Raw genomic sequence first — 26,015 nt, 5'->3', positions numbered from 1 at the left:
CCGTGGCTCCCGGCGGTGAGGTACGCGGACGGTGCGGCCGCCCGCGTACCTCGTCCGTCGGGCGATGAGTCCCGGGGGCGTGCTCGGTCTATGTATGTACGAAGGCCAAGAGCCCTTGCGGCACATGTCGGAACACCTGGGAGTAGTGATGGGCGCCGTAGTGATGCACAACGTCGTTTCCGTGGACGGCTTCATCGCCGACTCGGAGGATCAGGTCGGCCCCCTTTTCGACTGGTACTCGAACGGTGACGCCGAGATCGGCGTGAACGACAAGGTGTCGGTGTCCGAGGTCTCGGCCGAGTACGTGCGGCCGATGTGGGCGGGCATCGGGGCGATGGTGATCGGGCGGCACCTGTTCGACATCACCGACGGCTGGGAGGGGTCGCCACCGGCGGGGGAGCACGTGGTCGTGGTGTCCCACCGGCCGAGGCCTGAGGGCTGGCACCCCGAGGCTTCGTACTACTTCGTGGACGACGTGGCGCGGGCGGTCGCCAAGGCCAGGGAACTCGCGGGGGACCGCACCGTCGCCGTGGCCGCCGGCGAGGTGGGCGGGCAGGCACTCGCCCTGGGTGCGGTGGACGAGGTGGCCATGGACGTGGTGCCCGTCGTCTTCGGCTCCGGCAAACGGTACTTCGGCCCCGTCGACTCCCAGCATCTCCTCGAGGACCCCCACGTGGTGATCCAAGGCGACCGCGTACTGCACCTCCGCTACAAGGTCCGCCGATAGTTCAAGAGGCGAGAACGGCGAGAACGGAAACGACGCGGTTGCCCACAGTTGCAGCACCACGGTCGCCACGAGATAAGGCCGAGCCCGACGGCGTATGCGCGGCAGCACGTCCCGTGCCGGGCGGCATCGCGCCCGCCGCCGCGCTGCCTGCCGGCAGGGAACGTCGTGAGTGGAATGTCATGACGTCGATCTTGCCGTCGGCGCCGAGCACTTCCATCAGGGAAGGCCCCCACGCTCACCCTGAGTGATCCCGGAGCCCTGGGCGGACGCCCGAGCGAGGAAGGGTTGCCGGTCGACGATCGCCCGGTCGATCTCGCCCGTCGCGACCAGCTCCCCCGTACTGTCCACGGCCCGTACGAGGAAGGTGAGCCGTCGGCCTGCCGCCTCAGCGGGCGGTTCCGCGAGGACGTCGACCCAGGCACCCACCCGTGTCGCACGAAGGTGCTTGATGCGCACACCGGTTCCGACCGTCGTCCGGCCCGGCGTCGTGAAGGCGGCGGCGGCCCGCACGGTGGCCGCCTCCATCCACGCGATCAGCCACGGGGTGGCGAGAACGGGCAGGTCACCGCTTCCCACCGCCATCGCGGTATGGGCGTCGGACACCTCATGGCGCATCACACCACGCTAGCCCGAGGCCGGAGCCCCGCGCGCGTCGGACGTCGGTCGTCAGCGCTGGTGGTGGAGCCGCTCCAGGAGTCGGTAGGCACGTTGCTCGGCGGCGGCGAGTTCGGCGGGATCGATCCCCGCCGGCCACAGTTCTCCCGCGGCGTCGTCGTCGGCAGCACGCAACTCGACCACTGCGAGCGCCAGTTGGACCTGGACCTCCGGGAGCTGGGGGCCCGATCCTTCGGTCAGCGACCGTTCCGCGTGATCGGATGTCTGCGTGCAGGCGGCCAGCGCGCGCTCGACGCGCAGCGCGGCATGGTCGTGGACGAGCATGAGCGCGCAGACGAGCCCGACGACGATGCCGAGCACGCTGCCCAGCACACGGTCGGCGATGAGTTCTCCGGCAGGGGCGGGCGCGGCCAGGTCGCTCATCAGGAGGGCCAGCGGGGTGAGGAAGACGACGCCGAGGCCGTAGTTGCGAGGGACGAAGTACTCGAGGAGGAATTCGAGGAGCACGATCAAGCAGGCCAGCGCCACCGGCTCCGGGTCTGTGGCCAGCACGCCCAGGGCGAGGAGCAGGCCGATGACCGTGCCGAGGGTGCGCTGGACGGCGCGCTGGGCCGTGGTGCGCAGGTTGACGGAGTGCAGCACGGCGGCGGCGGAGATCGACGCCCAGTAGCTGTGCTCGAGCCCCCCGGCCACGGCCAGCCCGCCCGCGACCCCGGTGCCCAGGACCATCCGCACCGCGGGAACGGCGAGGACGGCGCGGTGTTCGGGGCCGCCGGCGCGTCGCCCCATCAGGAGTTCGGTGGCGCGCCAGGCGACAGGTTGGCCGGGTCCGGTGGCGGGGGCCACGGGAGTCATGGGCGCGTCCTCGCTGTCCTGCGCCGACGGAGACGCGAGGGACAGCCCGGGCAGGAGTGCCGGCGGTCGGCGGCGCCGCTCGGTGAGGACACGAGCCTGGCGGAGCAGCTGCTCCGCCGTCGCGGCAGGGTCAGCCGGCGGCCGACGCGCCGAGTTGATCAGCAGCGACCAGGACAGGTCGGTGAGGCGTACGAAGATTCCGTCCCGGCCTGCCTGGTTCGCCTGCGTCGGAGGCGCGAGGCCGAGGGAGCGGTACGCCTGGAGCACCGCGACGGTCGTGCGGTGTCGCGCCTGTCGTACGTCTCCGCTCGGTCCTCCGGGCCCGGTCAGCAGGCCCGCGAGCTCACGCAGGGCCCTGGCGACGGCGAATCTCTGCGGCCGGTCCGGGTGCAGCAGCCAGCCGGACACCCCGAGTACCCAGGCGGCCGCGGCGCCGGCCGCGGCGAGCCCGGTCTGCGGGAGAACGTCGGCAGTGGTGGGCGAGCCGTTGGCCGCCACCGCGAAGGAGAACAACAACAACACCGCGCCGAGCCCGCTCAACCGGGTCGCGTCACACGCCAGCTTCGCCAGCCCGGCGACCACCGCCGTCGCCGTGACCACGACGGCGGCACCCCAGCCCCCGGCTCCCGGACGGGCCCAGGCGGCGAGAGCGGACCCGCAGCCCACGCACGCCGTCATGGCCACCGCCACCAGCGCGAGAACGCGAGCACGGCGCGGGTAGGGCAGGTTGCGCCCGAACGTTGTCGTGAAGGCGCCCAGCATGGCGTACACGGAGAGGTCGGGCCGACCCGCGATCGCCACCGGCAGTGCCACCAGCGCCATCGCCAAAGCGCCGCGCACGGCGAAGAGGAGTGCGCCGTCCGCCCGCTGGAGCGCGAGTGAGCCGCGCGGGGAAAGCAGGCGCACCGCGCTGACCACGGCAGGCCGCCAACCGTGCCTGGTCACGGCGGCGGGTGGGCGGCGGGAAGAAGACATGTCCGGTATATACCACCGGCTTCGAGCGGGGTTCCTGATCCGAACGCAGCCGAGTCGAGCCGAGTCGAGCTGATGCGAGCCGAGTCGGGCCAAATCGAGCTGAATCCAGTCTGTGTCCCCGCAGCGGGCTTCGCCAGGCTGGCCCGTGGCGGAAAGACTAGTGTGCTGATCCATGAGCACATGGCTGCCCTTGTCCGCGGTTCCCCGGCTCGGTGTCTCCGTGGTTGCCGGTGCGGTGGTCGGGGCGATCGTCGCGGTGACGAACAACACTGCGCTGGGTGTTCTCTCCGGAATTGCCGCGACCGAACTGGTCTTCGTGCTGGCGGGCTGGGCGGTGCTGTGGCCGATGGATGCGAGGGCCACCCGCGCCAATGTCCGACGGGAGGACTTCCAGCCCATCACCGACGAGCTCGTGATCGTCGGCGTCGCCCTGTGCGGCCTGGTCGCCACCGTGCTGCTGCTCCTGCTCGGCAAATCCGAGAGCGGCCACGCCGCGGCGGCCGTCGCGTTGGGCGGCGTGTTCATGGCCTGGGCGGCGCTCCATCTGATGTACGCCACGCGCTACGCGTACCTGTACTACACGGCCTCCGGCGGGATCGACTTCAACAACGACGACCCGCCCGCGTACCGCGACTTCCTCTACTTCAGCTACAACCTCGGCATGACCTACCAGGTGTCCGACACCAACGTCTCGTCCTCGACGATCCGTTCGGTGGTGCTGCGGCACTCACTGCTGTCCTACGTGTTCGGCACCAGCATCCTCGCCACGACCATCAACCTAGTCACAGGAATCGTCACGGGCTGACATGGGCCGTGGGGCATGACCGGGAACCGCTGGTGGCATGGACGGACAGAGTCAGCAGCCGGGCCTGGCGCCACGCGCATGCCGTGGAGGTCCCTGCCGACAGGACTTACCCGCCGACAGGACGTCCCGGCCGGGCAGGGGGACACTGAGAGGGGCAGGGCGCCGCTCAGCCCCTACTTGTCGCTGCCTTCGGCGCGGATTTCGATCGTTCGCCGCGTCACCGCCGCGGTCTTGGGCAGGCGCAGCGTCAGAACGCCGTCCGCCATATCCGCCTGGATGCGATCGATATCGACATCGCCGGGAACACGAACTCCATAGGAAAAGGTCCCTGACCGGCGACGCAGAGCAATTCCGTCCGCGGTTTCCTCGACGGAGCCGGAGATGTGCAGTTCCCTGCCGTCCACCTCTACGTTCACGCGCTCACGACGGACACCGGGCAGTTCCGCGCGCACCACGTACGCGACACCCGAGTCAGCTTCCTCCACCACGGGCATCCAGTGCTGCGAAGGGCCTGCCGGCTGTGAAGAGCGCTCCAGCAGACGGCTCACCTCGCCCCACAGGTGCTGGAGCTCCGATGCCGGATCCGCCCCGGCCCACCAGGCAGTTCGTGCCGGATGCGACCGCGTGACGTCTGCGCGTTCATCCATGATGTGCTCTCCGACTCCATCGACTCTCGCGGGGCTCACCCGCCGGATTCCCTGACGACAGCCTGCGTCCCGGGCCTCACGCCCGCAAATAGGCCCACGCCATCGGGTCACATTCCTGTACCGACTTGATTCCGGTGCTCAGGGGTGCCGATTTCGCTGCTGTTGCGGCCCAGCTGACATCGCGCTTGAGTTGAACCAATCTCTCTCGGCATCAGGAGCTGGCATGTCGATGTCCTTCGGGTCAGGGTTCGGCTCGTCCGACCCTTTCAGCGACTTGTTCAACCGATTCTTCGGAATGTCGCCGGCTTCTTCACCGCCAGCCGTCCAACGCGTGCCGATCGGACGGCTGTTGACGGATTCGTCGCAGGAACTCCTCAATCTCGCCGCTCGGAAAGCGATCGAGGACGGTACCTCCGATCTCGACACCGAGCACCTGCTCTGGGCGACCACGAAGATCGATCCGACACGGAAGCTGCTCTCCCAGATCGGAGTGGACCCCGACGCGCTGTCGAAGGAAGTCGCCGCGGTCCTGCCGCAGGAGTCCGGCCAGCCGTCGGCGGAGCCCGGACTCACCCCGGCGGCCAAGCGCACGCTCCAGGCCGCCTACTCGCACTCGCAGGTGGCCGGGGCCTCCTACATCGGCCCCGAGCACATCCTCGCGGCGCTCCTGAGCAACTCCGACAGTGGCGCCGCCCGACTGCTGCGCGCGCAGGGCTTCAGCCCGGACCGCCTGGAGAGCCTCGCGGACCAGACGTCGCGCTCGGAAGGGTCCACGGAGCCCAAGAAGCCGGCGACGACCCTCGACGAGTACGGCCGGGACCTGACGGAGGACGCGAAGGCCGGGCTGCTCGACCCGGTGGTGGGGCGGGCCGACGAGATCGAGGAGACCATCGAGATCCTCTCGCGGCGCTCCAAGAACAATCCCGTACTCATCGGCGAGCCCGGCGTCGGAAAGACCGCCATCGTGGAGGGTCTGGCCCAGCGCATCGTGGCGGGCGAAGTCCCGGAAACCCTCAAGGACAAGCGAGTTGTCTCACTCGACCTCTCCGGCATGGTGGCCGGCGCGCAGTACCGCGGCCAGTTCGAGGAGCGTCTGAAGAAGGTCATCGAGGACGTCCAGGACGCCGGCGGCGGCATCATCCTGTTCATCGACGAGCTGCACACCGTCGTGGGCGCGGGAGCGACCGGCGAGGGCGCCATGGACGCGGGCAACATGCTGAAGCCCGCCCTCGCGCGCGGTGAGCTGCAGCTCGTGGGCGCGACGACCATCGACGAGTACCGCAAGCACATCGAGAAGGACGCGGCGCTGGAGCGCCGCTTCCAGCCCGTACTGATTCCGGAGCCGACCGTCGAGCAGACCGTGCAGATCCTGGAGGGGCTGCGCGACGCGTACGAGGCCCATCACCAGGTCCGCTTCGCCGACGGCGCCCTGGCGGCGGCCGCCGAGCTCTCCGACCGCTACATCAGCGACCGGTTCCTGCCGGACAAGGCCATCGACCTGATGGACCAGGCAGGCGCGCGCGTGCGGCTGCGCAGCGCCGGGCGCTCCACCGAGGTCGTCAGCCGCGAGGACCGCATCGCCAAGCTGCGGCGTGAGCAGCAAGAGGCCGTGGCCGGTGAGGACTTCGAGAAGGCGTCGGAGTTCAAGCGGCAGATCGCCGAGCTGGAGGGCGAACTCGCGGGCATCGAGGAGCGGCGCGAGGGCGTCGTCTCGGTCACCGAGGCGGACATCGCCGACGTCGTCTCCCGCCGCACCGGCATCCCCGTCTCCCAGCTCACCGCGAGCGAGAAGGAGAAGCTCCTCAACCTCGAGGCGGAGATGCACTCGAGGATCGTGGGCCAGGACGAGGCGGTCACCGCGGTCTCCGAGGCCGTGCGGCGCAACCGTGCGGGCATGGGCGACCCCAACCGCCCCGTGGGCTCCTTCCTCTTCCTGGGCCCCACCGGCGTCGGCAAGACCGAACTGGCGAAGACCCTCGCCGACCTGCTGTTCGGCGACGAGGATCACATGATCCGCTTCGACATGAGCGAGTTCCAGGAGAAGCACACCGTCGCCCGCCTCGTCGGCGCCCCTCCCGGATACGTCGGTTACGAGGAGGCCGGCCAGCTCACCGAGAAGGTCCGCCGGCAGCCGTACAGCGTCGTGCTGTTCGACGAGGTGGAGAAGGCACACCCCGACGTCTTCAACACCCTGCTCCAGATCCTCGACGACGGACGTCTCACCGACGGCCAGGGCCGCACGGTCGACTTCCGCCACTGCGTCATCATCATGACGTCGAACATCGGCGCCCACCGGATCCTCGCGCACCACGGCGACGTGTCCGAGATCAAGAGCGATCTGATGGAGGATTTGCAGGGCCGGTTCCTGCCCGAGTTCCTCAACCGCATCGACGACATCATCATCTTCCACGGCCTTACCGAGGACGACCTGTCGCAGATCGTGGACCACCTCCTGGACCGGAGCAAGCGCCGGGTGCTCGGCCAGGGCATGACCCTGGAGGTCACCGAGGCGGCCAAGAAGCTTCTCGTCGCCCACGGCCACCAGCCGGAGTTCGGCGCGCGTCCGCTGCGGCGCACGATCCAGGCCGAACTCGACAACCGGATCGCGTCGATCCTGCTGAGCGGTGACGCGGAGCCGGGGGACACCATCGTCGCGGACGTGGTGAACGACACCATCCACTGCACCGTGCGCAAGCACGACGCGGAGGACGCGAAGGCCGAAGGCGCCGCGGAGGAACCGCCCGCGGCCGAGGCGCGGCAGACTCCCGACGCCTGATCCGGTCGGGCGCGCCTGATGGCGCCTGAACCAAGGAGGACACATGGTCCATCACCACAAGTCCAACCGAGCCGTCGAGGGCAACCCCGACGACCGACGGGGCATGCCCCTGCGCCCCAACGTGGATGCGCTCGAAAGGCGCACGCAGGAGGACCTGCGGGACGTCGGGCTGCGCGTGAAGAAGCCCGAGCGGCCCGCGAAGCAGTACGAGGCGATCCAGAACGAGGTCGACCGCGAGGTCGACAGCGGCGAGATGCCGAGCGGCAAGATGTCCCGGGCGCAGCGGGATGCCTTCCCGCCGACCCGCTACGACAGGTGACCTTCCGGCACACCGGCCACGACGAGCGACGGGAGCAGGAATGAGCGGAGAGCCCGAACCGATGAGCGTCGCCGAGCGCCGCGCACTCGAGCAGGAACTCGCCGACGTGACGGCCGAACGCAACGCGGACGCGGCCACGTTGCAGGACACCACCGAGGTGGGCGACCATGCCGACCAGGCCGACGAGTTGATCCGCTCCGACGAGACCCACCGTCTCGACGCGCGTATCGACGAGATCAAGGTGCGCCTGCGCGGCGCCGCCGACGCGGGCCCGCCCAGCACGGACGTGGTGGGCGTGGGCAGCACGGTCGAGTTGCGGTACGCGGACGGCTCGGTGGCGACCGTCCAGATCGGCGAGGGCGCGGCGGTCCTTGACCGGACACTGGTCACCGCCGACAGTCCGCTCGGCAGCGCGCTGCTGGGACACCGGGCCGGCGACAGCGTCAGCTATGACGCGCCCGACGGGCAGGCGACGGTCACGGTCGTGTCCCTCGGCGAGTAGCCGGACGCGTCTACGGGACCGCGGGATCGCCCGGGAGGCGTTCCAGCGCGGCGGCCACATCGGTGTGCCGGGCGACCTCCACCAGTGCGCGGGCCATGACCGAACCCGGTTCGCGGGCCGTGACCACCAGGCCGACCGGCACCGTCCGGGCGGGCTCGACGAGGGGCACCGCCCGCATGCCGTGCGGGACGCCGAAGACGTGCAGCCACGCGTGCGGGACGACGCTCGCCCACCGGCCCGTCCTGACATGGGCGAACAGCGCGCCCACCGAGTCGGTCTCGACCCGGGGCGACGGCCGGGTCCCGGCCTCGGCGAACACCTCGTCCAGCACCCGGCGTCCCTGCATGGAGTCGGTGAGCAGGCACAGCGACAGCCGCGACGCCTCCGCCCACGTCGCCGTCTTCCGATGAGCCAGGGCATCGACCGCCGTGATCAGAAGCACGTACCGCTCCTCGTACAGCGGGAGGGTGTGGAAGTGCTCCGCAAGGTCCTCGGGCAGATACGTGATGCCGGCGTCGATCTCGAAGTTCTGCAGCTGCCTCAGGATGTCCCGCGACTGGAGATCCGCTATCACCTCCACGGTCACCAGCGGGTGCTCCGCGCAGAACGGGCCGGTCAGCAGCGAGACGGCGCCGGACGCGGTCGGGACCGAGCCGATCCGCATCCGGCCGCTCAGCCCGGTGCGCAGCGCGCCGACCTCGTCCTTGAGCGCGTCGCGATCGGCCAGGATCCGCTGCGCCCACACGACGATGCGCTCACCCTCGGGCGTGAGGCCCTCGTACTTGCGGCCGCGCCGGACCAGCGGCACGTCCAGCTCCTCCTCCAGCTTGCGGATCGCCTCCGAGAGGGCGGGCTGGGAGACGAAACAGGACTGGGCGGCGCGGGCGAAGTGGCGCTCCCGAGAGAGGGCCACCAGGTATTCGAGTTGGCGAAACAGCACGCCATGGGTCTACCCGACGGCCCAGGGGAAAGCGAATCGGCCTCGCCGGCCACCGGACGAGTCACCGTTCAGGCCGTCAGGCCACGGGTACCTGCGCCAGCCGCTCGGCACCGGTGTACACGTTCATCGAGGTGCCGCGCAGGAAGCCGATCAGGGTCAGGCCGCTCTCGGCGGCGAGGTCCACGGCGAGCGACGACGGGGCGGAGACGGCCGCCAGCATCGGGATTCCGGCCATCAGCGCCTTCTGCACCAGCTCGAAGGAGGCCCGGCCGCTCACCATCAGAACGGTCTCGCGCAGCGGCAGCAGCCCCTCGCGCAGTGCGTGGCCGACGACCTTGTCGACGGCGTTGTGCCGGCCGACGTCCTCGCGCAGGCACAGCATCTCCCCGTCGGCACTGAACAGGGCGGCGGCGTGCAGGCCGCCCGTGCTGTCGAACACCTTCTGGGCCGCCCGCAGCCGGTCCGGCAGCGCCGTCACCAGCTCGGGACCGACGCGCAGCGGATCCTCGGAGACGGTCCACGCCGCCGAGGTGCGCACCGCGTCCAGGCTCGCCTTGCCGCACAGCCCGCACGAGGACGTCGTGTAGAAGTTCCGCTCAAGAGAGGCGTCAGGGGCGGCCACGCCGGGGCCCAGGGCCACATCCACGACGTTGTACGTGTTGCCGCCGTCGGACGTGGCGCCCGCGCAGTAGCGGATCCCGGCCACATCGGCGGCGGAGTGCACCACGCCCTCGCTCACCAGGAACCCGGCCGCGAGATCGAAGTCGTCGCCCGGTGTCCGCATGGTCACCGTGAGCGGACGGCCGCCCACCCTGATCTCCATCGGCTCCTCGACGGCCATGGTGTCCGGCCGGTACGAGGACACCCCGTCCCGAACTCGCAGCACACGCCGCCGCGCGGTCACGCGTCCCATGATGTTGCTCCTCTCCTCGGAGCGGTACTCCGATGATGTCGACGATATGACCCCTGGCGGACCTCGTCCTATGCCCGTGCCATCAGGGAAGACTCAGACGGCTGTGCCTCGCCGTGACGGGCAGGCGCAGGGCAGTTCCACGGTGCGGGGCGTCACCGGGGCGGTTCCGGGTACCGGCGCCGGCTGCGGTACGCGCCTTCGGCCGGACCGTGAGGCATCGGCCCAGCCGGTCCGCGGCCGGGCCGCCGAGCAGCAGACCGGGCAGGAGACCCAGCAGGTAGGTGGTGAACATCGCGGCGACCGGGACGGCGGGCCAGCGCTCCTGCGTCCGGTCCACCGCGAGCGGGGTGAACTGGTTCGCGCCCCACCCGGCGGCGCACATCGCGGCCGCCGTGGGAAGCCGACTGCGGGCGGCGCGAGACGCGGGCATGCGGCCAAGTACCTCTCTGAACCTGGTGCTTCGGCCCGCCCTCACGACGGGCGCTCCGAGGACTCCGGCACTCCCCGAACCTCTCCGGGAGTGCCGGGTGTCGGTCAGCTCGCAGTGACGACGGGCTCCAGACGCACCACAACGCCCTTGGAAGTGGGGCAGTTGCTGATGTCGGCGACGCTGTCCAGCGGGACCAGGACGTTCGTCTCGGGGTAGTAGGCCGCGGCGGATCCGGGGCTCGCCGGGTAGGCGACGACCTTGAAGTTCTCGGCGCGGCGCTCCCTGTCGTCGTGCCAGACGCTGACCAGGTCGACCATGTCGCCGTCCGCGATGCCGAGGAGCTTGAGGTCGGCGGGGTTCACCATGACGACCCGGCGGGCGTTGTGGATGCCGCGGTAACGGTCGTTGGGCGCGTACCAGACGGTGTTCCACTGGTCGTGCGAGCGCAGCGTCTGGAGCAGCAGGTGGCCCTCGGGCACGTGCGGCATCGTGAACTCGTTCTGCGTGAACACGGCCTTGCCGCTGGGGGTGTTGAAGACGCCGCGGTTGGCCGGGTTGGGCAGGTTGAAGCCGCCCGGCACGGAGACACGCTCGTTGAAGTCCTCGAAGCCCGGGATGACGCGGGAGATCCGGTCGCGGACGGTGCCGTAGTCGTCCTCGAAGCCCTGCCACGGGATGCCGTACTTGTCGCCGATGGTCGCGAGGGCCATGCGGCTGATGATGGCGACCTCGCTGAGCAGGTGCGGGGAGGCCGGCGGCAGCTTGCCGCGGGAGGCGTGCACGTCGCTCATCGAGTCCTCGACGGTGATGAACTGTTCGCCGGTGGCCTGGAAGTCCTTGTCGCTGCGGCCCAGGGTGGGCAGGATCAGCGCGGTCTCACCGCATACGGTGTGGGAACGGTTGAGCTTCGTCGAGACGTGCGCCGTCAGGCTGCAGTTGCGCATCGCCTGCTCGGTGACCTCGCTGTCCGGGGTGGCCCGTACGAAGTTGCCGGCGACGCCGAGGAAGAACCTGGCGCGCCTCTCGTACATGGCGTGGATGCCGTGGACGGCGTCCAGGCCGTGGTGGCTGGGCGGCGTGAAGCCGAACTCCTTGCCCAGGGAGTCCAGGAACTTCTGCGGCATCCGCTCCCACACGCCCATCGTGCGGTCGCCCTGCACGTTGCTGTGGCCGCGCACCGGGCACGCGCCCGCGCCGGGCTTGCCGATGTTGCCGCGCAGCATGAGGAAGTTGATGACTTCGCGGATGGAGGGGACGCCGTGCTTGTGCTGGGTGAGGCCCATCGCCCAGCACACGATGACCGACTTGGCCTTCAGGACGCGCTCGAAGACCTCGTCGATCTCCTCACGGGACAGGCCGGTGGCGTCGTAGATGTGCTCCCAGGTGACCTGGCGCGCGTGCTTCTCGAAGGCCTCGAAGCCGATGGTGTTCTTCTCGATGAAGGTGTGGTCGATCACCGTGCCGGGGCTGGCGTCCTCGGCCTCCAGGAGCAGCAGGTTCAGAGCCTGGAACAGGGCGAGGTCGCCGCCGGCCCTGATGTGCAGGAACTGGTCGGCGATCTGCGTGCCCTTGCCGATGATGCCGCGCGGGCGCTGCGGGTGCTTGAAGCGCAGCAGGCCGGCCTCGGGGAGCGTGTTGACGGCGACGATCTTGCCGCCGTTGCGCTTGGTCTCCTCCAGCGAGGACAGCATGCGCGGGTGGTTGGTGCCCGGGTTCTGGCCCACGACGAAGACCAGGTCGGAGTTCTCCAGGTCGTCGAGCGAGACCGTGCCCTTGCCGACTCCCAGGGCCTCCGACATGGCCGAGCCGCTGGACTCGTGGCACATGTTGGAGCAGTCCGGCAGGTTGTTGGTGCCGTACGCGCGGGCGAAGAGCTGGAGCAGGAACGCTGCCTCGTTGTTGAGGCGGCCGGAGACGTAGAAGAGGGCCTCGTCGGGGGAGGTGAGCTGCTTGAGCTCCTTGGCGAGGATGCCGAACGCCTCGTCCCAGCCGATCGGCTCGTAGTGCGTCGCGCCGGGGCGCTTGACCATCGGCTCGGTCAGCCGGCCCTGCTGGTTGAGCCAGTAGTCCGACTTGGAGTCCAGCTCGGCGATCGAGTGCTCGCGGAAGAAGTCACGGGTGACGCGGCGCGAGGTGGCCTCGTCGTTGATGTGCTTGGCGCCGTTCTCGCAGTACTCGTTCATGTGCCGCTTGCCCGGCGCGGGCTCGGGCCAGGCGCAGCCGGGGCAGTCGATGCCCTTGGCCTGGTTGATGTTCAGGAGCGTCAGCATGGTGCGGCGCGGCGACGTCTGGCTGAGGGAGTACTCCAGCGCGTGCGTCACGGCGGGCAGACCCGTCGCCCAGGTCTTGGGGGGCGTGACCGTCAGGTCGTCGAGCGGGTCCTCGATGCTGCTGCTCATGATCTGGTCTGCCTCTTTCTTCCATGCACCTGGGTGGACGGGTCCCCGGGAAACGCGGCCTGTTTTCCGTGTTCACTTTTACGCGGTTTACCTGCGCGCGCCGGTCACGTTTACTCCTCATCGCCGCGAGAGAAGCTTCCTGCAATTCATGGGCCCCGTCAAAGAGGCGTTTCCGATCACCTGATAGGCGCCGCTTATCAGTGCAGAGCCCTTGCCCTACCTAGGGTTCGAAGGTCGGTAGCTCTGACCGATGATGTCATCGAGAACCGCACTTTGACTTCTCCGGGAAACCTTCCGATGATGATCGATGATCGATGAGCGAGGAATGAGTGGAGTGGGGAAAGGTGTCGGATCCCGACCCCTGGATAATTCGCGAAGCCTGGTCTCTAATATTTCACCAGCTCCGGCTTCCGGTATTTCATGGGAGGGCGCAACCGTGCTTGATCACAGCGACGATCCGACCGATCCCGGTCTGTCCCGGCAGGCCACCGTGGAGCGGCTTCCCGAAGTTCCGTCGCCCCTCGTGGACCGCTTCGGGCGGGTCCACACGGACCTGCGGTTCTCCCTGACCGACCGCTGCAACCTGCGGTGCACCTACTGCATGCCGGCCGAGGGACTGAACTGGCTGCCCCGGGCCGAAGTCCTCACCGACGACGAGGTCGTACGTCTGGTCCGTATCGGCACCGAGCGCCTCGGGATCACCGAGGTCCGGCTGACCGGTGGTGAGCCGCTGCTGCGCCGGGGCCTGCCCGGTCTGGTGGCCCGCCTGTCCGCCCTGGACCCGGCTCCGGAACTGTCGATCACCACCAACGGCATCGGCCTGGCGCGCAGCGCGGTCGCCCTGCGGGAGGCCGGGCTGAGCCGGGTCAACGTCAGCCTCGACACGCTGCGCCCGGAGCGGTTCGCCGAGATCACCCGGCGCGACCGGATCAAGGACGTACTGGCCGGGCTCTCGGCCGCGCGTGACGCAGGTCTGAACCCTGTGAAGATCAACACGGTGCCGGTGCGGGGGGTCAACGACGACGAGATCGTCGACCTGGCCGCGTTCTCGGCGGAGCACGGCTACCAGATGCGGTTCATCGAATCGATGCCGCTCGATGCGCAGGGCGCCTGGGACCGGGACCGGATGGTCACGGCGGCGGAGGTCCTCGACCGGCTCGGCGAGCGCTTCGAGCTGGTGCCGGTCGGGCGGCAGGACAACGCGCCCGCGGAGGAGTGGAGGATCGCCGGTACGGACGCCCTGGTGGGTGTCATCGCCAGCGTCACCCGACCCTTCTGCGGCACATGCGACCGCGTGCGGCTGACGGCGGACGGACAGTTGCGCAACTGCCTCTTCGCCACCGAGGAGTCCGACCTGCGGTCCCTGCTGCGTCGGGGCGCCGACGACGCGACGGTGGAGGGGGCGTGGCGGACCTCGGTCGGTGGCAAGGGCCACGGCCACGCCATCAACAGCCCGGAGTTCCGCCGCCCGGAACGCCCGATGTCGGCGATCGGCGGCTGATGGGCCCAGGGCCACCCACGACGGACAACAGGCGGAAGAAACGAACAAAGGTGAGCTGGATGCGTAAATGGATCGAGGACGTCAAGTCCGAACTCGGTGTCGACCTTGACGTCGATGTCGCCGAACTGCTCGACATGACCAAGGTCGTCGCCCATGGTGTGGCCCGCCCGGCGGCGCCACTGACCTCGTTCCTGGTCGGCTATGCCGCCGCGCAGGCGGGCGGCGGGCCCGAGGCTGTCGCCGAGGCGAACCGCAGGGTGACGGCGCTGGCCGAGCGCTGGGCTGCCGAGCCCGAGAACGGCGCGGGGACCGCATGACCCCGGCAGGCACGCACACTCTGGACGGGACCGGGACGGCGGGAGTGACAGCAGGCACCCACATGGCCTGGGAACAGGCCCGGCAGACCGCACGGGGCTGCGTCGGACAGCCGCTGCCCGTCGTCACGCGAGCCCTGGCGGACGCGCTCGGTCACGCTCTCGCCGTACCGCTGACGGCCCTCACCGACCTGCCGCCGTTCGACACGTCCGCGATGGACGGCTGGGCCGTGGCCGGACCGGGACCGTGGCTGGTCGGCAGCGCCACCGTCCTCGCCGGCGACCGGTCCGAGCCGCTCAGCGACCACGGCACCGCCGTCCCCATCGCCACCGGCGCCCGGCTGCCGACCGGCGCAACGGCCGTACTGCGAAGGGAACATGGGGAGTTCGACGCCGAGGGCGGCACGCTGCACGATCGCTCCACCGGGCCCGGATCGGTGGCTCCGGGCCACGACATCCGCCCGCGTGGTCAGGAGTGCCACGCGGGCGAGGTGCTGATCCCGGCCGGCAGCACGGTGACCCCCGCCGTGCTGGGATTCGCGGCGGCGGCCGGGTACGACCGGCTCGCCGTACACCGCCGCCCGACCGTCGAACTCCTGGTATTGGGCGACGAGTTGCTGGAGTCCGGCCTGCCCCGGCGCGGGCAGGTCCGCGACGCGCTCGGCCCCATGCTGCCGCCGTGGCTGCAGAGTTGCGGCGCCGACGTGATCGGCAGTCGCCGGGTGGCCGACGACTTGGGGCTGCTGCGGGAGGCCGTACACGACTCGCCCGCCGATGTCGTCGTCACCACCGGCAGCACCGCCGCCGGCCCGGTGGACTTCCTGCACGCCACCCTGGAAGAGGCGGGCGCCCGCCTGCTCGTCGACTCCGTCGCCGTACGGCCCGGCCACCCCATGCTGCTCGCCGGGCTGCCGCCGACCTGCGACGGCCGGACCCGCCGGCTGGTCGGCCTGCCCGGCAACCCCCTTGCCGCCGTCGCCGGCACGGTGACACTGGCCGCGCCACTGCTGCGCCGCCTCGGCGGGCACGCGGACGCGGCACCCTGCCGGATGCGCGCCGCCGCTCCGCTGCCGGGGCACCCGCGGGACACCCGGCTGCTGCCGGTGCAACGCACGGACCACGAAGTGGCACCGCTCCCGTTCGACGGCCCGGCGATGCTGCGCGGGCTGACGTTCGCAGACGGCCTCGCGGTCGTCCCGCCAGGCGGAGTGCCGGCCGGGGCCACCGCGGAGGTCATGCGCGTACCCGGACTGTGACCGCGTGGGATTCCGACGGCAACGGCGAACGGAACGACAGATCAGAGCAGTTCAACACAGGAGGCACAGCCGTGGCGACGCCGATGACGCCCGCCGGCGCCATCCGCTACTGGGTGGCGGCCGAGGCGGCGGCCGGTACGGCGGAGGAGCCCTGCCGCGCGGCGACACTCGCGGTGGCGCTGGAACAGGTCCGTAGTCGCGGTGGCGCTGGAACAGGTCCGTACTCGCGGAGGCGCTGGAACAGGTCCGTTCCCGGCCCGACGATCGTCCTCGGCCGACGCGGGTGCTCGGCTACTGCTCGTACCTCGTCGTGGACTGCCGCCCGGTCGGCTTGCGCGACCACGCTTCGGTCCACCTCGCCCCAGGGAACGAGCGAACTACTGCCCCCGTACGACAGGAGTGTCCTGACCGACGCTCCGGCGCGCAGCCTGTTGCGGCCGCCGCGCGGGATGTCCGGCCGTCACGTAGGGTCGCCGTGCTGCTACGACAAGGCGGGAGTGCCCATGTCAGGACAGTTCGAAGCGACGTTCGTGGTCGATCGGCCCGTCGACGAGGTCTTCGAGTATCTCGCCGACGGACGCAACGATCCGCAGTTCAGCCCCCGCGTGCTCAAGATCGAGCGTGTACCGGACACCCCGACCAACGTCGGCACCGTCTTCCGGAGCACCGTCAAGGACGCCAGGATGAGGACCGCGAGGGAGTTCCGCATCACCGCCCTCGACGCCCCGCTGAAGATCCGCTGGGCCGAGGTGTCGAAGAACAGCGTGATGGCGCGCGAGGGCGGTTACGACCTGGAGCCGCTGTCCGACGCCAGGACGCAGGTCCGCATTTTCAACGTGCTGGAAGGCCACGGCATCGGCAAGCTCCTCGTCGGCCTGGCGCTCTCCGCCGCCCGCAAGGACGCCGACGGCTTCGGCGCCCGGATCAAGGCGGCGACCGAGACGGCGATCGCCCCGCGCTGACACCCTTCACCACAGTCCTCAATGGCGCAGGCATCGGAAATGTCACCATTGGGTCCCAGCCCGAGCGCGGCTGCAACCATCGAGACCCGCAACCGGTCTACCTGGCAGAGAACGCGTCAGGCGCTTCGAGCGCCCTGCCAGGAAAGGCCCTTCCATGGGGGACGTACGCAGACGGGGAGCCGTCGCACTGGGGATCACCGGACTCGTCGCACCGCTGACACTCGCGCTGGGCGCCGCGCCCGCGCAGGCCGCGAGCTGCACGACGTCGACCGGTCCCTACCAGAAGCAGGTGGAGCGGTTCCTCGGCCGGCCGGTCGACGGAAAGCAGTCCGCCGCGGACTGCAAGGCCGTCCAGGCCTTCCAGAACAAGCACGGGATCATCCCGAACATCGGCTACGCGGGGCCTGTCACGTGGGGCGTGATGGACCTGATGAACAAGCAGAAGGCCGTCGGCGGCAACCCCAACAAAGACGGGAAATGCCCCGTCAACAAGGGGCGCATCGCCTGCGTGAACCTGACGCTTCAGCTCAGCTGGATCCAGGACGGCAAGAACCTCGTCTATGGGCCGGTTCCGGTCCGCACCGGCCGTGACGGCTACGAGACCCGCACCGGCCTGAAGAAGATCTACTGGCGGCACATCGACCACGTGTCGAGCATCTACAACGTGCCCATGCCTTACAGCCAGTTCTTCGACGGCGGCCAGGCCTTCCACTCGGTCGGCGTGAGCATGTGGAACCCGCCCGGCTCGCACGGCTGCGTCAACATGACCAGTACCACCGCGAAGAAGTACTGGTCCCTGCTGAAGAAGGGGGACGACGTCTACGTCTACGGCCGTAAGCCGGGCACCTGAGCCCGGCGGGCTGCGGAGAGTGCGCCGCCGCAGGAGTCCCTTTCGACAGTAGCTTCTCAGGCCATCCCGTAGCGTGCTTCGATCCCCGCGATCACGAGGGCGAGACCGTCCTCGAAGTGCTGCTCGTAGTCCTCGAAGATCTCCGCGCCCGCCGCGGCCGACAGGGGGAAGTCGGCCATCCGGCGGGCGCGTTCGTCGATGTCGTACCCTTCGCGGCGCTCGCCCGGCAAGGGCTGAACGCCCTGCTCCTCGGTGACGAAACCGAGGGTGTACATGTACGCGGTCGTGGTGGCCCGCACCGCCTGGGTGAGCGTGAACCCGGCGGCGGTGAAAAGACGCAGCGTCCGCTCCATCTCGACCGCGTGCAGCGTGCCGGTGAAGCGTGAGCCGCTGAAGACCTTGGCGCCGTCGCGGTGGCTCAGGAGCGCGGTGCGCAGTCCGCGGTTCGACGTCAGCAGGCGCTCCTGCCAGGTGGCGTCGGGCGCGAGCGGGTCGGCTGCCGTCATGCGGCGGTACATCTCCGTCGCCATCTCGTCCAGCAGTTCCTGCTTGTTCTTGAAGTGCCAGTACAGCGCGGGCGCCTGGACGTTCAGCTCCTTGGCGATGGCGCGGAGCGTGAGGCCGTCGAGGCCGACGTCGTTGAGCAGGCGCAGCGCGGTGTCGACGACCTGCGTCTTGTCCAGCTTGGGGGATCTCTGGGTAGCCACACTTGACAGTTTAACGCCGTTAAGCGCATGCTGCGAAGCATTGAACTTAACGGCGTTAAGGAGCTGGTCATGGACACCCGCACAGACGCGAACACGCACACCGAGGTCCTCGTCGTCGGCGCCGGACCGACCGGCCTCGCCCTCGCCGTCGATCTCGCCCGGCGAGGGGTCGACGCCCTCGTCGTCGAGCGCGCCGACGCGCTCTTCCCCGGGTCGCGGGGCAAGGGGATCCAGCCACGCACCAGGGAGGTGTTCCACGATCTCGGCGTGCTGGACGCGATCCACGCCGCCGGTGGCCCCTACCCCGTCGGCATGATCTGGCAGGACGGCGCGCGGGTCGGCGAGCACAGGATGTTCGACCCGGGGGAGGCGAGCGACGACTCCCCGTACACCGAGCCGTGGATGGTGCCGCAGTGGCGCACGCAGCAGATCCTGTTCGAGAGGCTCTCCGAGCTGGGCGGGCGGGTGGAGTTCGGCCGTGAACTGGTGGCGGTGGAACAGGACGCGGACACGGTGACCGCGCACTTCGCCGCCGGAGATCCGGTCCGCGCGCGGTACGCCGTCGCGGCCGACGGCGGCCGCTCGGCCGTGCGCCGCGCGCTGGGCATCGGCATGACCGGCGAGACCGTCGACCCGCATCCGATGCTCGTGGGGGATGTGCGCATCACCGGCCTCGACCGCGACAACTGGCATGTGTTCCCGCCCCGCGAGGGGGGCGACGGCTTCCTCGCGATCTGCCCGCTCGCCGGCATCGAGGACTTCCAGGTGACCGCGCAGTTCCCCGAGGGAACGGTGCCCGACCTCTCCCTCGACGGCATCCGCGAGGTGGTCGCCGCGCGCTCCCATCTGGCCCCCGAGGACGTGACCGAAGTGCGCTGGGCATCGGACTTCCGGCCCCGGGCCGCGCTGGCCGACCGCTTCCGCGCGGGGCGCGTCCTCCTGGCCGGTGACGCCGCGCACGTCCACTCACCGGCCGGGGGCCAGGGGCTGAACACCAGCGTCCAGGACGTGTACAACCTGGGGTGGAAGCTGGGCGCGGTGCTGCGCGACGGCGCCCCGGACTCCCTCGTCGAGACGTACGAGGAGGAGCGCCGCCCCGTCGCCGCGCACATGCTCGGCATCTCGACGGGCGTGCACCGCGGAGAGATCCGCCGCGGCGAGGCGACCCGTCAACTGGGTCTGGGCTACCGCGAATCGACCCTCGCCGTGGACACCCGCACGACCGCGGGCCCGGTGCGCGCGGGCGACCGGGCGCCGGACGCAACGGTGGACGGAGTCCGGCTCTTCGACACCTTCCGCGGCCCGCAATGGACGCTGCTCACGGTGGGCTCGGACGCCGAACTCCCCGCGCTCGGCGTCCCCACCGCCCGCATCCCGGACCGCGAGGCGTACGGCACGGGCGTGTACCTGGTCCGGCCCGACGGCTACGTGGGGTGGGCGGGCGACACGGCCGACGGTCTCGCGGAGTACGCGCGACGGATGGGCCTCTAGGGCACGCGAGCGACCCCGACGTAGAAGCCGCTCAGCTCCTTCTCGGGTGCGGGTGTGTCCTTGTACCACCTCGTCGCCGTGACCAGCCCCGGCTCCACCAGCTCCAGGCCCTCGAAGAACGGCTCGACCTCGGCCCGCGTTCGCATCCGCAGCGGGATCTCGCCCTGCCGGTATGTGTTCTTCACCGTCTTCGCGAGGTGCGGGTGCTCATCGGTGGTGCCGTGGGAGAACACGAAGTAACTGCCCGAGGGAAGGGCGTCGATGAGGGGCCGCGCAAGACTGTAGGGGTCCTCCTCATCGGTGATGAAGTGCATCAGGGCGAGCATCGACAGCGCGAGGGGCCGGGTGAAGTCCAGGAACGTACGGGCGTGGTCGAGGATGACCTCGGGCTGACGGACGTCTGCCTCGATGTAGTCGGTCGCCCCCTGGGGAGTGCTGACCAGCAGCGCCTCCGCGTGCCGCAGCACGATGGGGTCGTTGTCGGTGTACGCGACCCGCGCCGACGGCACGATGCCCTGCACGATCTGGTGCAGGTTCGGTTCCGTCGGGATGCCCGTGCCGACGTCGAGGAACTGGTCGATGCCGTTGCCCGCCAGCCAGGCCGCCGCACGGTGCATGAACGCGCGGTTGCGCTGGGCATTGAGGCGCGACTCCGGCGGCAGCTTCTCCGCGACCTCCTGATCGACCGGATAGTTGTCCTTGCCGCCCAGCAGCCAGTCGTAGACACGCGCCGGGTGGGCCCTGCTCGTGTCGATACGGCTTCCGGAGGACTGTGCCGTCATGCGTGACTCCAGCGTGTACTAGATCGCTGACCGACTCGCCGGGACCGCTGCGTGCGCCCTGGGTCAGGCCGTGAGGGACCTTGCGAGTATGTCACCGGCCACGCCTTCGCGCGGGGCTGTCAGTGAGGGGCGCGGGGCCATCTAGCGTGCGGTGACTGCGCGTTGGGGCAGAAGTGCGGGGGACTCGGTACGGCGGGCGGCGCCTGCGACGCCGTACCGAGCCCAACTCCTCAGTGTGGCGGTCAGGCCGTGGTCAGCGTCAGGCCGTACCGGTTGAGGATCTCGTTGATCGGCTGGTACCAGGTCTCACCGCCGCCGGAGCAGTCGCCCCAGCCGCCCGAGGTGACACCCTGGGCCTGGTCACCGCTGATGAACGAGCCGCCGGAGTCACCCGGTTCGGCGCACACGTTCGTCTTGGTCATCTCGTGCACCGCGCCCTGGCTGTAGTTCACGGTCTCGTTCTTGGCCAGCACATTGCCGCAGTGCCAGTGCGAGGTGGAGCCCGAACGGCAGATGGACGCCCCGATCGGCGCCTCGGCCGAGCCGCGCACCAACTGGTCCGGGACGGTGCCCCAGCCGAGGACCACGGGGACGGTCCACCAGCCGCTGCCGACGTTGACCCAGGCGTAGTCGTTGTCCGGGAACGACGACCCCTGGAAGTTGCCGATGTACGAGCCGTCCCAGCCGTTCACGGCGGCGCCGGCGCCGCTGCAGTGACCGGCCGTGACGAATCCGCCGTTCACCGAGAAGCCGATCGAGCAGCGGACGTTGCCTGTGTAGTAGGGGTCCCCTCCGACCGTGCCGGCGGCGAGGGTGCGGGGCGCGTGGGCCGTCCTCTCCACGGTGACGGGGCCGGCCTCGCGGGCCTGTGCGAGGAAGTTCTTGACATCGTTGTCGCCCTGCCGTCTGGCCAGGGTTTCGATCACGATCCGGTTGGACGCCGGATCGACGTGCCAACTTGCCACGCCCTTGGGCGCCTTGAGGGCGTCGATGCGTTCTTTGGCCGCGTCGAGCTGCTTGGCGCTGTACTTCACGAGCTTGGCCTCGGCGCCCGTCGACCGTACGGCCGTGGCCTTGTTCCGGTCGGTGACGGCCACGGTCAAGCGGCCGCTCTCCGGTGTGAACCAGGCGCCGCCGTAGGACGATCCGGCGGCTCGCCGTGCCTTTCCTTCGACGGCCGTGGCCTTCTTCTCCGCGCTCAGCCGGGCCTCGGCCTGGCTCTTGGTGAGGCCGAAGTCGCGCTGCATGGCGGCGAGCATGGCTCCGGAGGCCGGTGCCTTCTGGTCCGCGGGGGTGGCGGCACCGGCCGAGGCCGGTACGAACCCGGCCGACACTCCGGCGACGAGTAACGCGGACAGGGCGATGCGCAGGGGTTTCGTGCGTCTCATGGGGTTGGCCCTTCGTTGTTCCAGCATCGTGGGGGTGGAACAGCAAAGCCTGGGAGCGCTCCCAGGAAATGCCCGCTGGGAGCCTATCGAAGGATCATGGACAGGTCCATGCCAATGTGATGTCTTGCTGACATGCCCTGCTGAGACCGGACTGGTGCGGGGGCTCAGCCCTCCGTCTCGCGGATCAAGTGCACGGCCGCGCTGGACCAGTCGCCGGGCGGCAGGTCGAGGTGCATTCCGTACTCGGTGAGTACGGCGGCATGGTGCACCGCACCGGTGCGTGCGTCGCGGTAGCGGGACTGGGGAGTCAATCCCCTCAGGCGCACGGGTGGTTGTGGGCTTCCATGGCGGGAGGTGCGCCGCCACGCGAGCAGCAGGGTCTCCGCGGCGTCCGGCGCGGTGTACTGCACCACCGAGGGGCAGCGGGGAGTTCGACGCGGTCACTGACTTCGACCGCACCCTGCGCAGCCCCTACGACCACGAGCGGATCCTTCCGGTCTTCGACGGCGGCGACCACTTGCACTCCAATGACAAGGGCATGCAGGCGATGGCCGACTCGGTCAACGTGAGGGATCTGACCGCCTGTTGACGACGGCACGGACTCTTCATCACCGCGCCACACAGCTGGGGTTCGCTGGGCAATTGAGGCGCGGATGATGACGAGGGCATGCCAGATTGGGTCGTGCGTGTCCGACCCCCCACGGTTCATCAGGAGGACGCAGTGAAGAAGAGCTCGCGGATCCGCAGAGCGGCGCTCACCCTCGGCAGCGCCGTCGCGCTGGTCATCGTCTTCCCGGGCATCGCGCTCGCGGACCCGCCCCCGGCGCTGCCCGCCAACGCGGACGGCCTGGAGCAGACGTTCCAACCTGCCTACGACTACGACGGTGACGGCTGTTACCCGACGCCCGCCATCGGACCGGACGGCACCATCAACCCCGGTCTCAAGCCGTCCGGGGCCGTCAACGGCCAGTGCCACGACTCCTGGGACCTCGACAGCACCAACGGATACGCCCGCTCCAAGTGCAACAACGGCTGGTGCGCCATCATGTACGGCCTGTACTTCGAGAAGGATCAGGCGGTCGCGGGTAGCGGCCTCGGCGGGCACCGCAACGACTGGGAGCACGTCGTGGTGTGGGTGCAGAACAACGAGGCCAAGTACGTGTCCACGTCGGCCCACGGCAACTTCAGTGTGTACAGCAGTGACCAGATCCGCTGGGACGGAACCCACCCCAAGGCCGTCTATCACAAGGACGGCCTGGGCACGCACTGTTTTCGCCCCGCGACCGCCAACGACGAGCCGCCGGAGAACCACCGCCACACCTGGCAGTTCCCGAGCCTCGTCGGCTGGAACGGCTACCCCTCGGGCCTGCGGGAGAAGCTGAGCCAGGCCGACTTCGGCAGCGCCGTCTTCGGCCTCAAGGACGGCAACTTCAACTACCACCTCGAGAAGGCCGAGCCGGCGGGCATACCCTTCGACCCCAACGCCTGAGCGGGCAGCGCGGCTGAGTGGGCCGCACCGCCCGAGCGCGCAGCTGAAAGGGGTTGGGCGGTATGCCCGCCGGTGGGTAGCGTCCCGCCGAGGCCGTGACGCGGCCGGTCACGGCAGCGCGTACCACATGCTGGCCAAGCTCAAGGAGGCGTTCGACCCGAACGGGATCATGAACAAGGGAACGATCTTCCCGCTCGACGGCTGATCCCCAACCGTCGTACAGGGGGCCGCCGACGGCAGGCGGCCCCCTCCTCTCTCGCACCCCGGAGTCGGCCATGACTCGCTACTTCATCGGCATCGACAACGGCTCCCAGAGCTCGAAGGTGACCGTTTTCGACGAACACGGCCGGGCCGTCTGCGAGGGACGGCAGAGCCTGCGTCCGTACGCCACCCCGGGCCCCGGCGTCGTGGAACATCCGGACGACGACCTGTGGACGTCGATCGGAGAGGCCAGCCGCCGGGCCATGGCCGGCTTTCCCGGCGACGTGGCCGACATCGTCGGCGTCGGCCTGTGCACGATCCGCTTCCGCCGGGCCGTCCTCAAGGCCGACGGCACACTCGCCCAGCCGGTCATGAGCTGGATGCACGCACGCGTCTCGCGCCCCTACGAACACACCCTCCCCGAGGCGCGCTACGTCACGACGTCCTCCGGCTACATCAGCCGCCGCATGACCGGCGTCTTCCAGGACACCGCCGCCAACTACGCGGGCGACTCATGGCCGTTGGACTCCGACACCTGGCAGTGGACGACCGACGACACCGTCCTCGCCAAGTCCGGCATCCCGCGCGAGATGCTCTTCGGCCTGGTGATGCCCGGCAACGTCCTCGGCACCGTGACCGCCGCCGCGGCCCGCCACACCGGCATCCCCGAGGGACTCCCCGTCGTGGCGACCGCCAACGACAAGGCGGTCGAGGCCCTGGGCTGCGGACTGCGCTCCAGCGACACGCTCCTGGTCCCCTCGGCACCTAAGTGGCCGGCATGACCGTCGGCGACAGGAACATGCCCGACGCCTCCGACTTCTGGACCAACTACGCCTGCAGCCGCACTCCTACCTCTACGAGAGCTTCGGCGTGCGCCGCGGCATGTGGACGGTCAGCTGGCTGCGCGACCTGCTCGGCGAGGAGGGGGGTCGCGGGCGCCAGGGCGGCGGGCCTCTCCGTCGAGGACCACCTGAACGCCGAGGCCGCGAAGGTCCCGCCCGGCTGCGACGGCCTCATGACGGTGCTCGACTGGCTGGCGCCCACCGACGCCCCGTACCGCAAAGGCACCATCCCCGGATTCGACGGCCGGCAGGGCCGCTTCCACATGTACCGCTCGATCCTCGAAGCGCTCGCCCTGACCATCCACGCCACCGGCACGCACATGGCCACCGAACTCGGCACCGCCTACCGGCACACGGTCATCTCCGGCGGCTCCGGCTCCGACCTGGTGATGCAGATCCACGCCGACGTCTTCGGCGTCCCGGCCCACCGTGCCGAGGTCAACAACGCGGCGGGGCTCGGCTCCGCGATCTGTGCGGCGGTCGGACTCGGCGCGTACCGGACGTTCGACGAGGCGATCGACGCGATGGTCCGCCCCGGCGCGGAGTTCACCCCCGACCAGGCCCACCACGACCTGTACCGGCGCCTGGGCGACGTGTACCGCGACATCCGTGAACACACGGACGGGATCTACCGACGGTCCTACGACATCTTCGGTTGACGGCTCAGCCCGGCAGGCCGACAGAGTGGGCGGCCACGGTCCGCGCGGTAGGACTGGCTGCTGCGGGCAGCCGGGTCACGACCGCGCGGGCCTCATTTCCACGGCGACCGCGTCGCAGCTCGTCGTGTCACACGGAGCCGAGGTCGGCCGACAGCCAGTGCTCCGGCCGGATGTGGAAGGTGACCTGCGCGCCGTGCTTGGCGGTGGCGGTCTTCACGTATTCGTCGACCTTGTCGGCGGGCAGATAGCGGGCCGCGAGATCGGTCAACTCCGTGACTGTGGAGGTGACTTCGGATGTCACCGGGCCCTCCACGGTGACGTAGCGGACCGTGGGCTCGACACGTTCGGTCATGAGCGAGATGCGGCCCGCGGCCCTGATGGCCTTCGCCTTTGCGGAATCCCGGCCGGTCATGATCCAGAAGGTGCCGCCGGGCTCGTACCAGTACCAGATGGGGACCGTCAGTGGCGCACGGCCGGCCTCCGCGCGGGCGACGGCCAGGGCGCCGATGTGGGGTTCGGCCAGGAACGCCTCGCGCTCTTCGAGCGGAAGGGGCATAGCGACTCCTCGTGTATGTCGATCACGTCGGGCATGTCGAGATGCAGTCTTCAACGCCGGTCGGGGGAGAGAACGGTGGACACACCGGCGGGTATTCCGTCGCGGGGATGAGAC

The 26,015-nt window shown here is 69.8% G+C and carries 26 protein-coding genes and 2 pseudogenes; 15 read left to right on the top strand and 13 right to left on the bottom strand.

What is annotated here, in order from left to right:
* The first annotated feature begins 148 nt into the window (after positions 1 to 148).
* Positions 149 to 727, top strand: a complete 579-nt coding sequence (locus OG456_RS00440; RefSeq protein WP_266568960.1) for a dihydrofolate reductase family protein — start codon at positions 149 to 151, stop codon at positions 725 to 727.
* Position 728: 1 nt separating this feature from the next.
* Here the strand turns inward: OG456_RS00440 and OG456_RS00435 are convergent, their stop codons facing one another.
* The 3 genes from OG456_RS00435 to OG456_RS00425 are packed head-to-tail and all read right to left on the bottom strand — an operon-like array spanning position 729 to position 3,172.
* Positions 729 to 944 (bottom strand): hypothetical protein, encoded by a 216-nt coding sequence (locus OG456_RS00435; RefSeq protein ID WP_266555995.1) that lies wholly within the window; start codon positions 942 to 944, stop codon positions 729 to 731.
* On the bottom strand, positions 944 to 1,342 hold the full coding sequence (locus OG456_RS00430; protein ID WP_266555993.1) for a thioesterase family protein: 399 nt from the start codon (positions 1,340 to 1,342) through the stop codon (positions 944 to 946). The genes OG456_RS00435 and OG456_RS00430 overlap by 1 nt, the downstream gene beginning before the upstream one ends.
* A 51-nt stretch (positions 1,343 to 1,393) precedes the next feature.
* A complete protein-coding gene (locus OG456_RS00425) occupies positions 1,394 to 3,172 on the bottom strand; it encodes an FUSC family protein (RefSeq protein ID WP_266555991.1) in 1,779 nt (592 codons plus the stop codon).
* A 172-nt stretch (positions 3,173 to 3,344) separates the two neighbouring features.
* Between OG456_RS00425 and OG456_RS00420 the strand changes: the two genes are divergently transcribed.
* Positions 3,345 to 3,977, top strand: coding sequence for a DUF1345 domain-containing protein (locus OG456_RS00420; RefSeq protein WP_266555989.1), 633 nt, complete (start codon positions 3,345 to 3,347; stop codon positions 3,975 to 3,977).
* A 173-nt stretch (positions 3,978 to 4,150) separates the two neighbouring features.
* Here the strand turns inward: OG456_RS00420 and OG456_RS00415 are convergent, their stop codons facing one another.
* Positions 4,151 to 4,624: an Hsp20/alpha crystallin family protein gene (locus tag OG456_RS00415; protein ID WP_266555987.1), complete on the bottom strand. Its 474-nt coding sequence runs from the start codon at positions 4,622 to 4,624 to the stop codon at positions 4,151 to 4,153.
* A 223-nt stretch (positions 4,625 to 4,847) separates the two neighbouring features.
* Between OG456_RS00415 and OG456_RS00410 the strand changes: the two genes are divergently transcribed.
* Genes OG456_RS00410 through OG456_RS00400 form a run of 3 tightly spaced genes read left to right on the top strand, consistent with a single transcriptional unit; the run spans position 4,848 to position 8,221 of the window.
* On the top strand, positions 4,848 to 7,400 hold the full coding sequence (locus OG456_RS00410; RefSeq protein WP_266555985.1) for an ATP-dependent Clp protease ATP-binding subunit: 2,553 nt from the start codon (positions 4,848 to 4,850) through the stop codon (positions 7,398 to 7,400).
* A 43-nt stretch (positions 7,401 to 7,443) separates the two neighbouring features.
* Positions 7,444 to 7,719, top strand: a complete 276-nt coding sequence (locus OG456_RS00405; RefSeq protein ID WP_266555984.1) for a hypothetical protein — start codon at positions 7,444 to 7,446, stop codon at positions 7,717 to 7,719.
* A gap of 40 nt (positions 7,720 to 7,759) precedes the next feature.
* Positions 7,760 to 8,221 (top strand): GreA/GreB family elongation factor, encoded by a 462-nt coding sequence (locus OG456_RS00400; protein ID WP_266555983.1) that lies wholly within the window; start codon positions 7,760 to 7,762, stop codon positions 8,219 to 8,221.
* 10 nt (positions 8,222 to 8,231) lie between these two features.
* On the opposite strand, the gene OG456_RS00395 is transcribed toward OG456_RS00400, so the two are convergent.
* The 4 genes from OG456_RS00395 to OG456_RS00380 all read right to left on the bottom strand — a co-directional run bounded on the left by OG456_RS00395 (position 8,232) and on the right by OG456_RS00380 (position 12,903).
* A complete protein-coding gene (locus OG456_RS00395; protein ID WP_266555981.1) occupies positions 8,232 to 9,161 on the bottom strand; it encodes a LysR family transcriptional regulator in 930 nt (309 codons plus the stop codon).
* A 76-nt stretch (positions 9,162 to 9,237) separates the two neighbouring features.
* A complete protein-coding gene (fdhD, locus tag OG456_RS00390; protein WP_266555979.1) occupies positions 9,238 to 10,074 on the bottom strand; it encodes a formate dehydrogenase accessory sulfurtransferase FdhD in 837 nt (278 codons plus the stop codon).
* A gap of 82 nt (positions 10,075 to 10,156) precedes the next feature.
* Positions 10,157 to 10,504, bottom strand: coding sequence for a hypothetical protein (locus OG456_RS00385; RefSeq protein ID WP_266555977.1), 348 nt, complete (start codon positions 10,502 to 10,504; stop codon positions 10,157 to 10,159).
* A gap of 104 nt (positions 10,505 to 10,608) precedes the next feature.
* Positions 10,609 to 12,903: an FdhF/YdeP family oxidoreductase gene (locus tag OG456_RS00380; protein ID WP_266555975.1), complete on the bottom strand. Its 2,295-nt coding sequence runs from the start codon at positions 12,901 to 12,903 to the stop codon at positions 10,609 to 10,611.
* A gap of 490 nt (positions 12,904 to 13,393) precedes the next feature.
* Between OG456_RS00380 and moaA the strand changes: the two genes are divergently transcribed.
* From moaA to OG456_RS00355, 5 genes and pseudogenes are all read left to right on the top strand, one after another.
* A complete protein-coding gene (gene moaA / locus OG456_RS00375) occupies positions 13,394 to 14,404 on the top strand; it encodes a GTP 3',8-cyclase MoaA (protein ID WP_266568958.1) in 1,011 nt (336 codons plus the stop codon).
* A 59-nt stretch (positions 14,405 to 14,463) separates the two neighbouring features.
* Positions 14,464 to 14,721 (top strand): annotated as a pseudogene (locus OG456_RS00370) (DUF6457 domain-containing protein); the annotation flags it as partial.
* Positions 14,722 to 14,783: 62 nt separating this feature from the next.
* Entirely contained in the window at positions 14,784 to 15,974 is a 1,191-nt protein-coding gene (locus tag OG456_RS00365; protein WP_266568952.1) for a molybdopterin molybdotransferase MoeA, read from the top strand.
* A 503-nt stretch (positions 15,975 to 16,477) separates the two neighbouring features.
* Entirely contained in the window at positions 16,478 to 16,936 is a 459-nt protein-coding gene (locus OG456_RS00360) for an SRPBCC family protein (protein WP_266555973.1), read from the top strand.
* A 154-nt stretch (positions 16,937 to 17,090) separates the two neighbouring features.
* The gene (locus OG456_RS00355) at positions 17,091 to 17,786 is read left to right on the top strand and encodes a L,D-transpeptidase (protein WP_266555971.1); all 696 of its coding nucleotides are present in this window, start codon (positions 17,091 to 17,093) and stop codon (positions 17,784 to 17,786) included.
* A gap of 56 nt (positions 17,787 to 17,842) precedes the next feature.
* On the opposite strand, the gene OG456_RS00350 is transcribed toward OG456_RS00355, so the two are convergent.
* A complete protein-coding gene (locus OG456_RS00350; protein WP_266555969.1) occupies positions 17,843 to 18,493 on the bottom strand; it encodes a TetR/AcrR family transcriptional regulator C-terminal domain-containing protein in 651 nt (216 codons plus the stop codon).
* Between the two features lie 69 nt (positions 18,494 to 18,562).
* On the opposite strand from OG456_RS00350, the gene OG456_RS00345 reads away from it, so the two are divergent.
* Complete coding sequence (locus OG456_RS00345; RefSeq protein ID WP_266555967.1) at positions 18,563 to 19,984, top strand: FAD-dependent oxidoreductase; 1,422 nt, start codon at positions 18,563 to 18,565, stop codon at positions 19,982 to 19,984.
* Here the strand turns inward: OG456_RS00345 and OG456_RS00340 are convergent.
* The 3 genes from OG456_RS00340 to OG456_RS00330 form a co-directional block, all read right to left on the bottom strand.
* Positions 19,981 to 20,766 carry an SAM-dependent methyltransferase gene (locus tag OG456_RS00340; RefSeq protein ID WP_266555965.1) on the bottom strand — a complete coding sequence of 262 codons (786 nt, stop codon included), beginning with the start codon at positions 20,764 to 20,766 and terminating at the stop codon, positions 19,981 to 19,983. The two genes, OG456_RS00345 and OG456_RS00340, sit on opposite strands and share 4 nt — an antisense overlap.
* A 242-nt stretch (positions 20,767 to 21,008) precedes the next feature.
* Positions 21,009 to 22,154: a S1 family peptidase gene (locus tag OG456_RS00335; protein WP_266555963.1), complete on the bottom strand. Its 1,146-nt coding sequence runs from the start codon at positions 22,152 to 22,154 to the stop codon at positions 21,009 to 21,011.
* 164 nt (positions 22,155 to 22,318) lie between these two features.
* On the bottom strand, positions 22,319 to 22,567 hold the full coding sequence (locus tag OG456_RS00330) for a GH36 C-terminal domain-containing protein (protein ID WP_266555961.1): 249 nt from the start codon (positions 22,565 to 22,567) through the stop codon (positions 22,319 to 22,321).
* Between the two features lie 2 nt (positions 22,568 to 22,569).
* Between OG456_RS00330 and OG456_RS00325 the strand changes: the two are divergent.
* The 4 genes and pseudogenes from OG456_RS00325 to OG456_RS00310 all read left to right on the top strand — a co-directional run.
* Positions 22,570 to 22,743, top strand: a pseudogene (locus OG456_RS00325) (SGNH/GDSL hydrolase family protein); the annotation flags it as partial.
* A gap of 132 nt (positions 22,744 to 22,875) precedes the next feature.
* Entirely contained in the window at positions 22,876 to 23,643 is a 768-nt protein-coding gene (locus OG456_RS00320) for an NPP1 family protein (protein WP_266555959.1), read from the top strand.
* Positions 23,644 to 23,918: 275 nt separating this feature from the next.
* Entirely contained in the window at positions 23,919 to 24,626 is a 708-nt protein-coding gene (locus OG456_RS00315; protein ID WP_266555957.1) for an FGGY family carbohydrate kinase, read from the top strand.
* The gene (locus tag OG456_RS00310; RefSeq protein ID WP_266555955.1) at positions 24,623 to 25,345 is read left to right on the top strand and encodes an FGGY-family carbohydrate kinase; all 723 of its coding nucleotides are present in this window, start codon (positions 24,623 to 24,625) and stop codon (positions 25,343 to 25,345) included. The genes OG456_RS00315 and OG456_RS00310 overlap by 4 nt, the downstream gene beginning before the upstream one ends.
* Before the next feature lie 127 nt (positions 25,346 to 25,472).
* Here the strand turns inward: OG456_RS00310 and OG456_RS00305 are convergent, their stop codons facing one another.
* A complete protein-coding gene (locus OG456_RS00305; protein WP_266555953.1) occupies positions 25,473 to 25,901 on the bottom strand; it encodes a pyridoxamine 5'-phosphate oxidase family protein in 429 nt (142 codons plus the stop codon).
* Positions 25,902 to 26,015: the final 114 nt, after the last annotated feature.

The organism is Streptomyces sp. NBC_01446 (assembly GCF_026340095.1).
Taxonomy (GTDB): Bacteria; Actinomycetota; Actinomycetes; order Streptomycetales; family Streptomycetaceae; genus Streptomyces; species Streptomyces aureus.
Note: the sequence above shows the minus strand (reverse complement) of the source record. Positions and strands in the feature narration are given on the sequence as shown.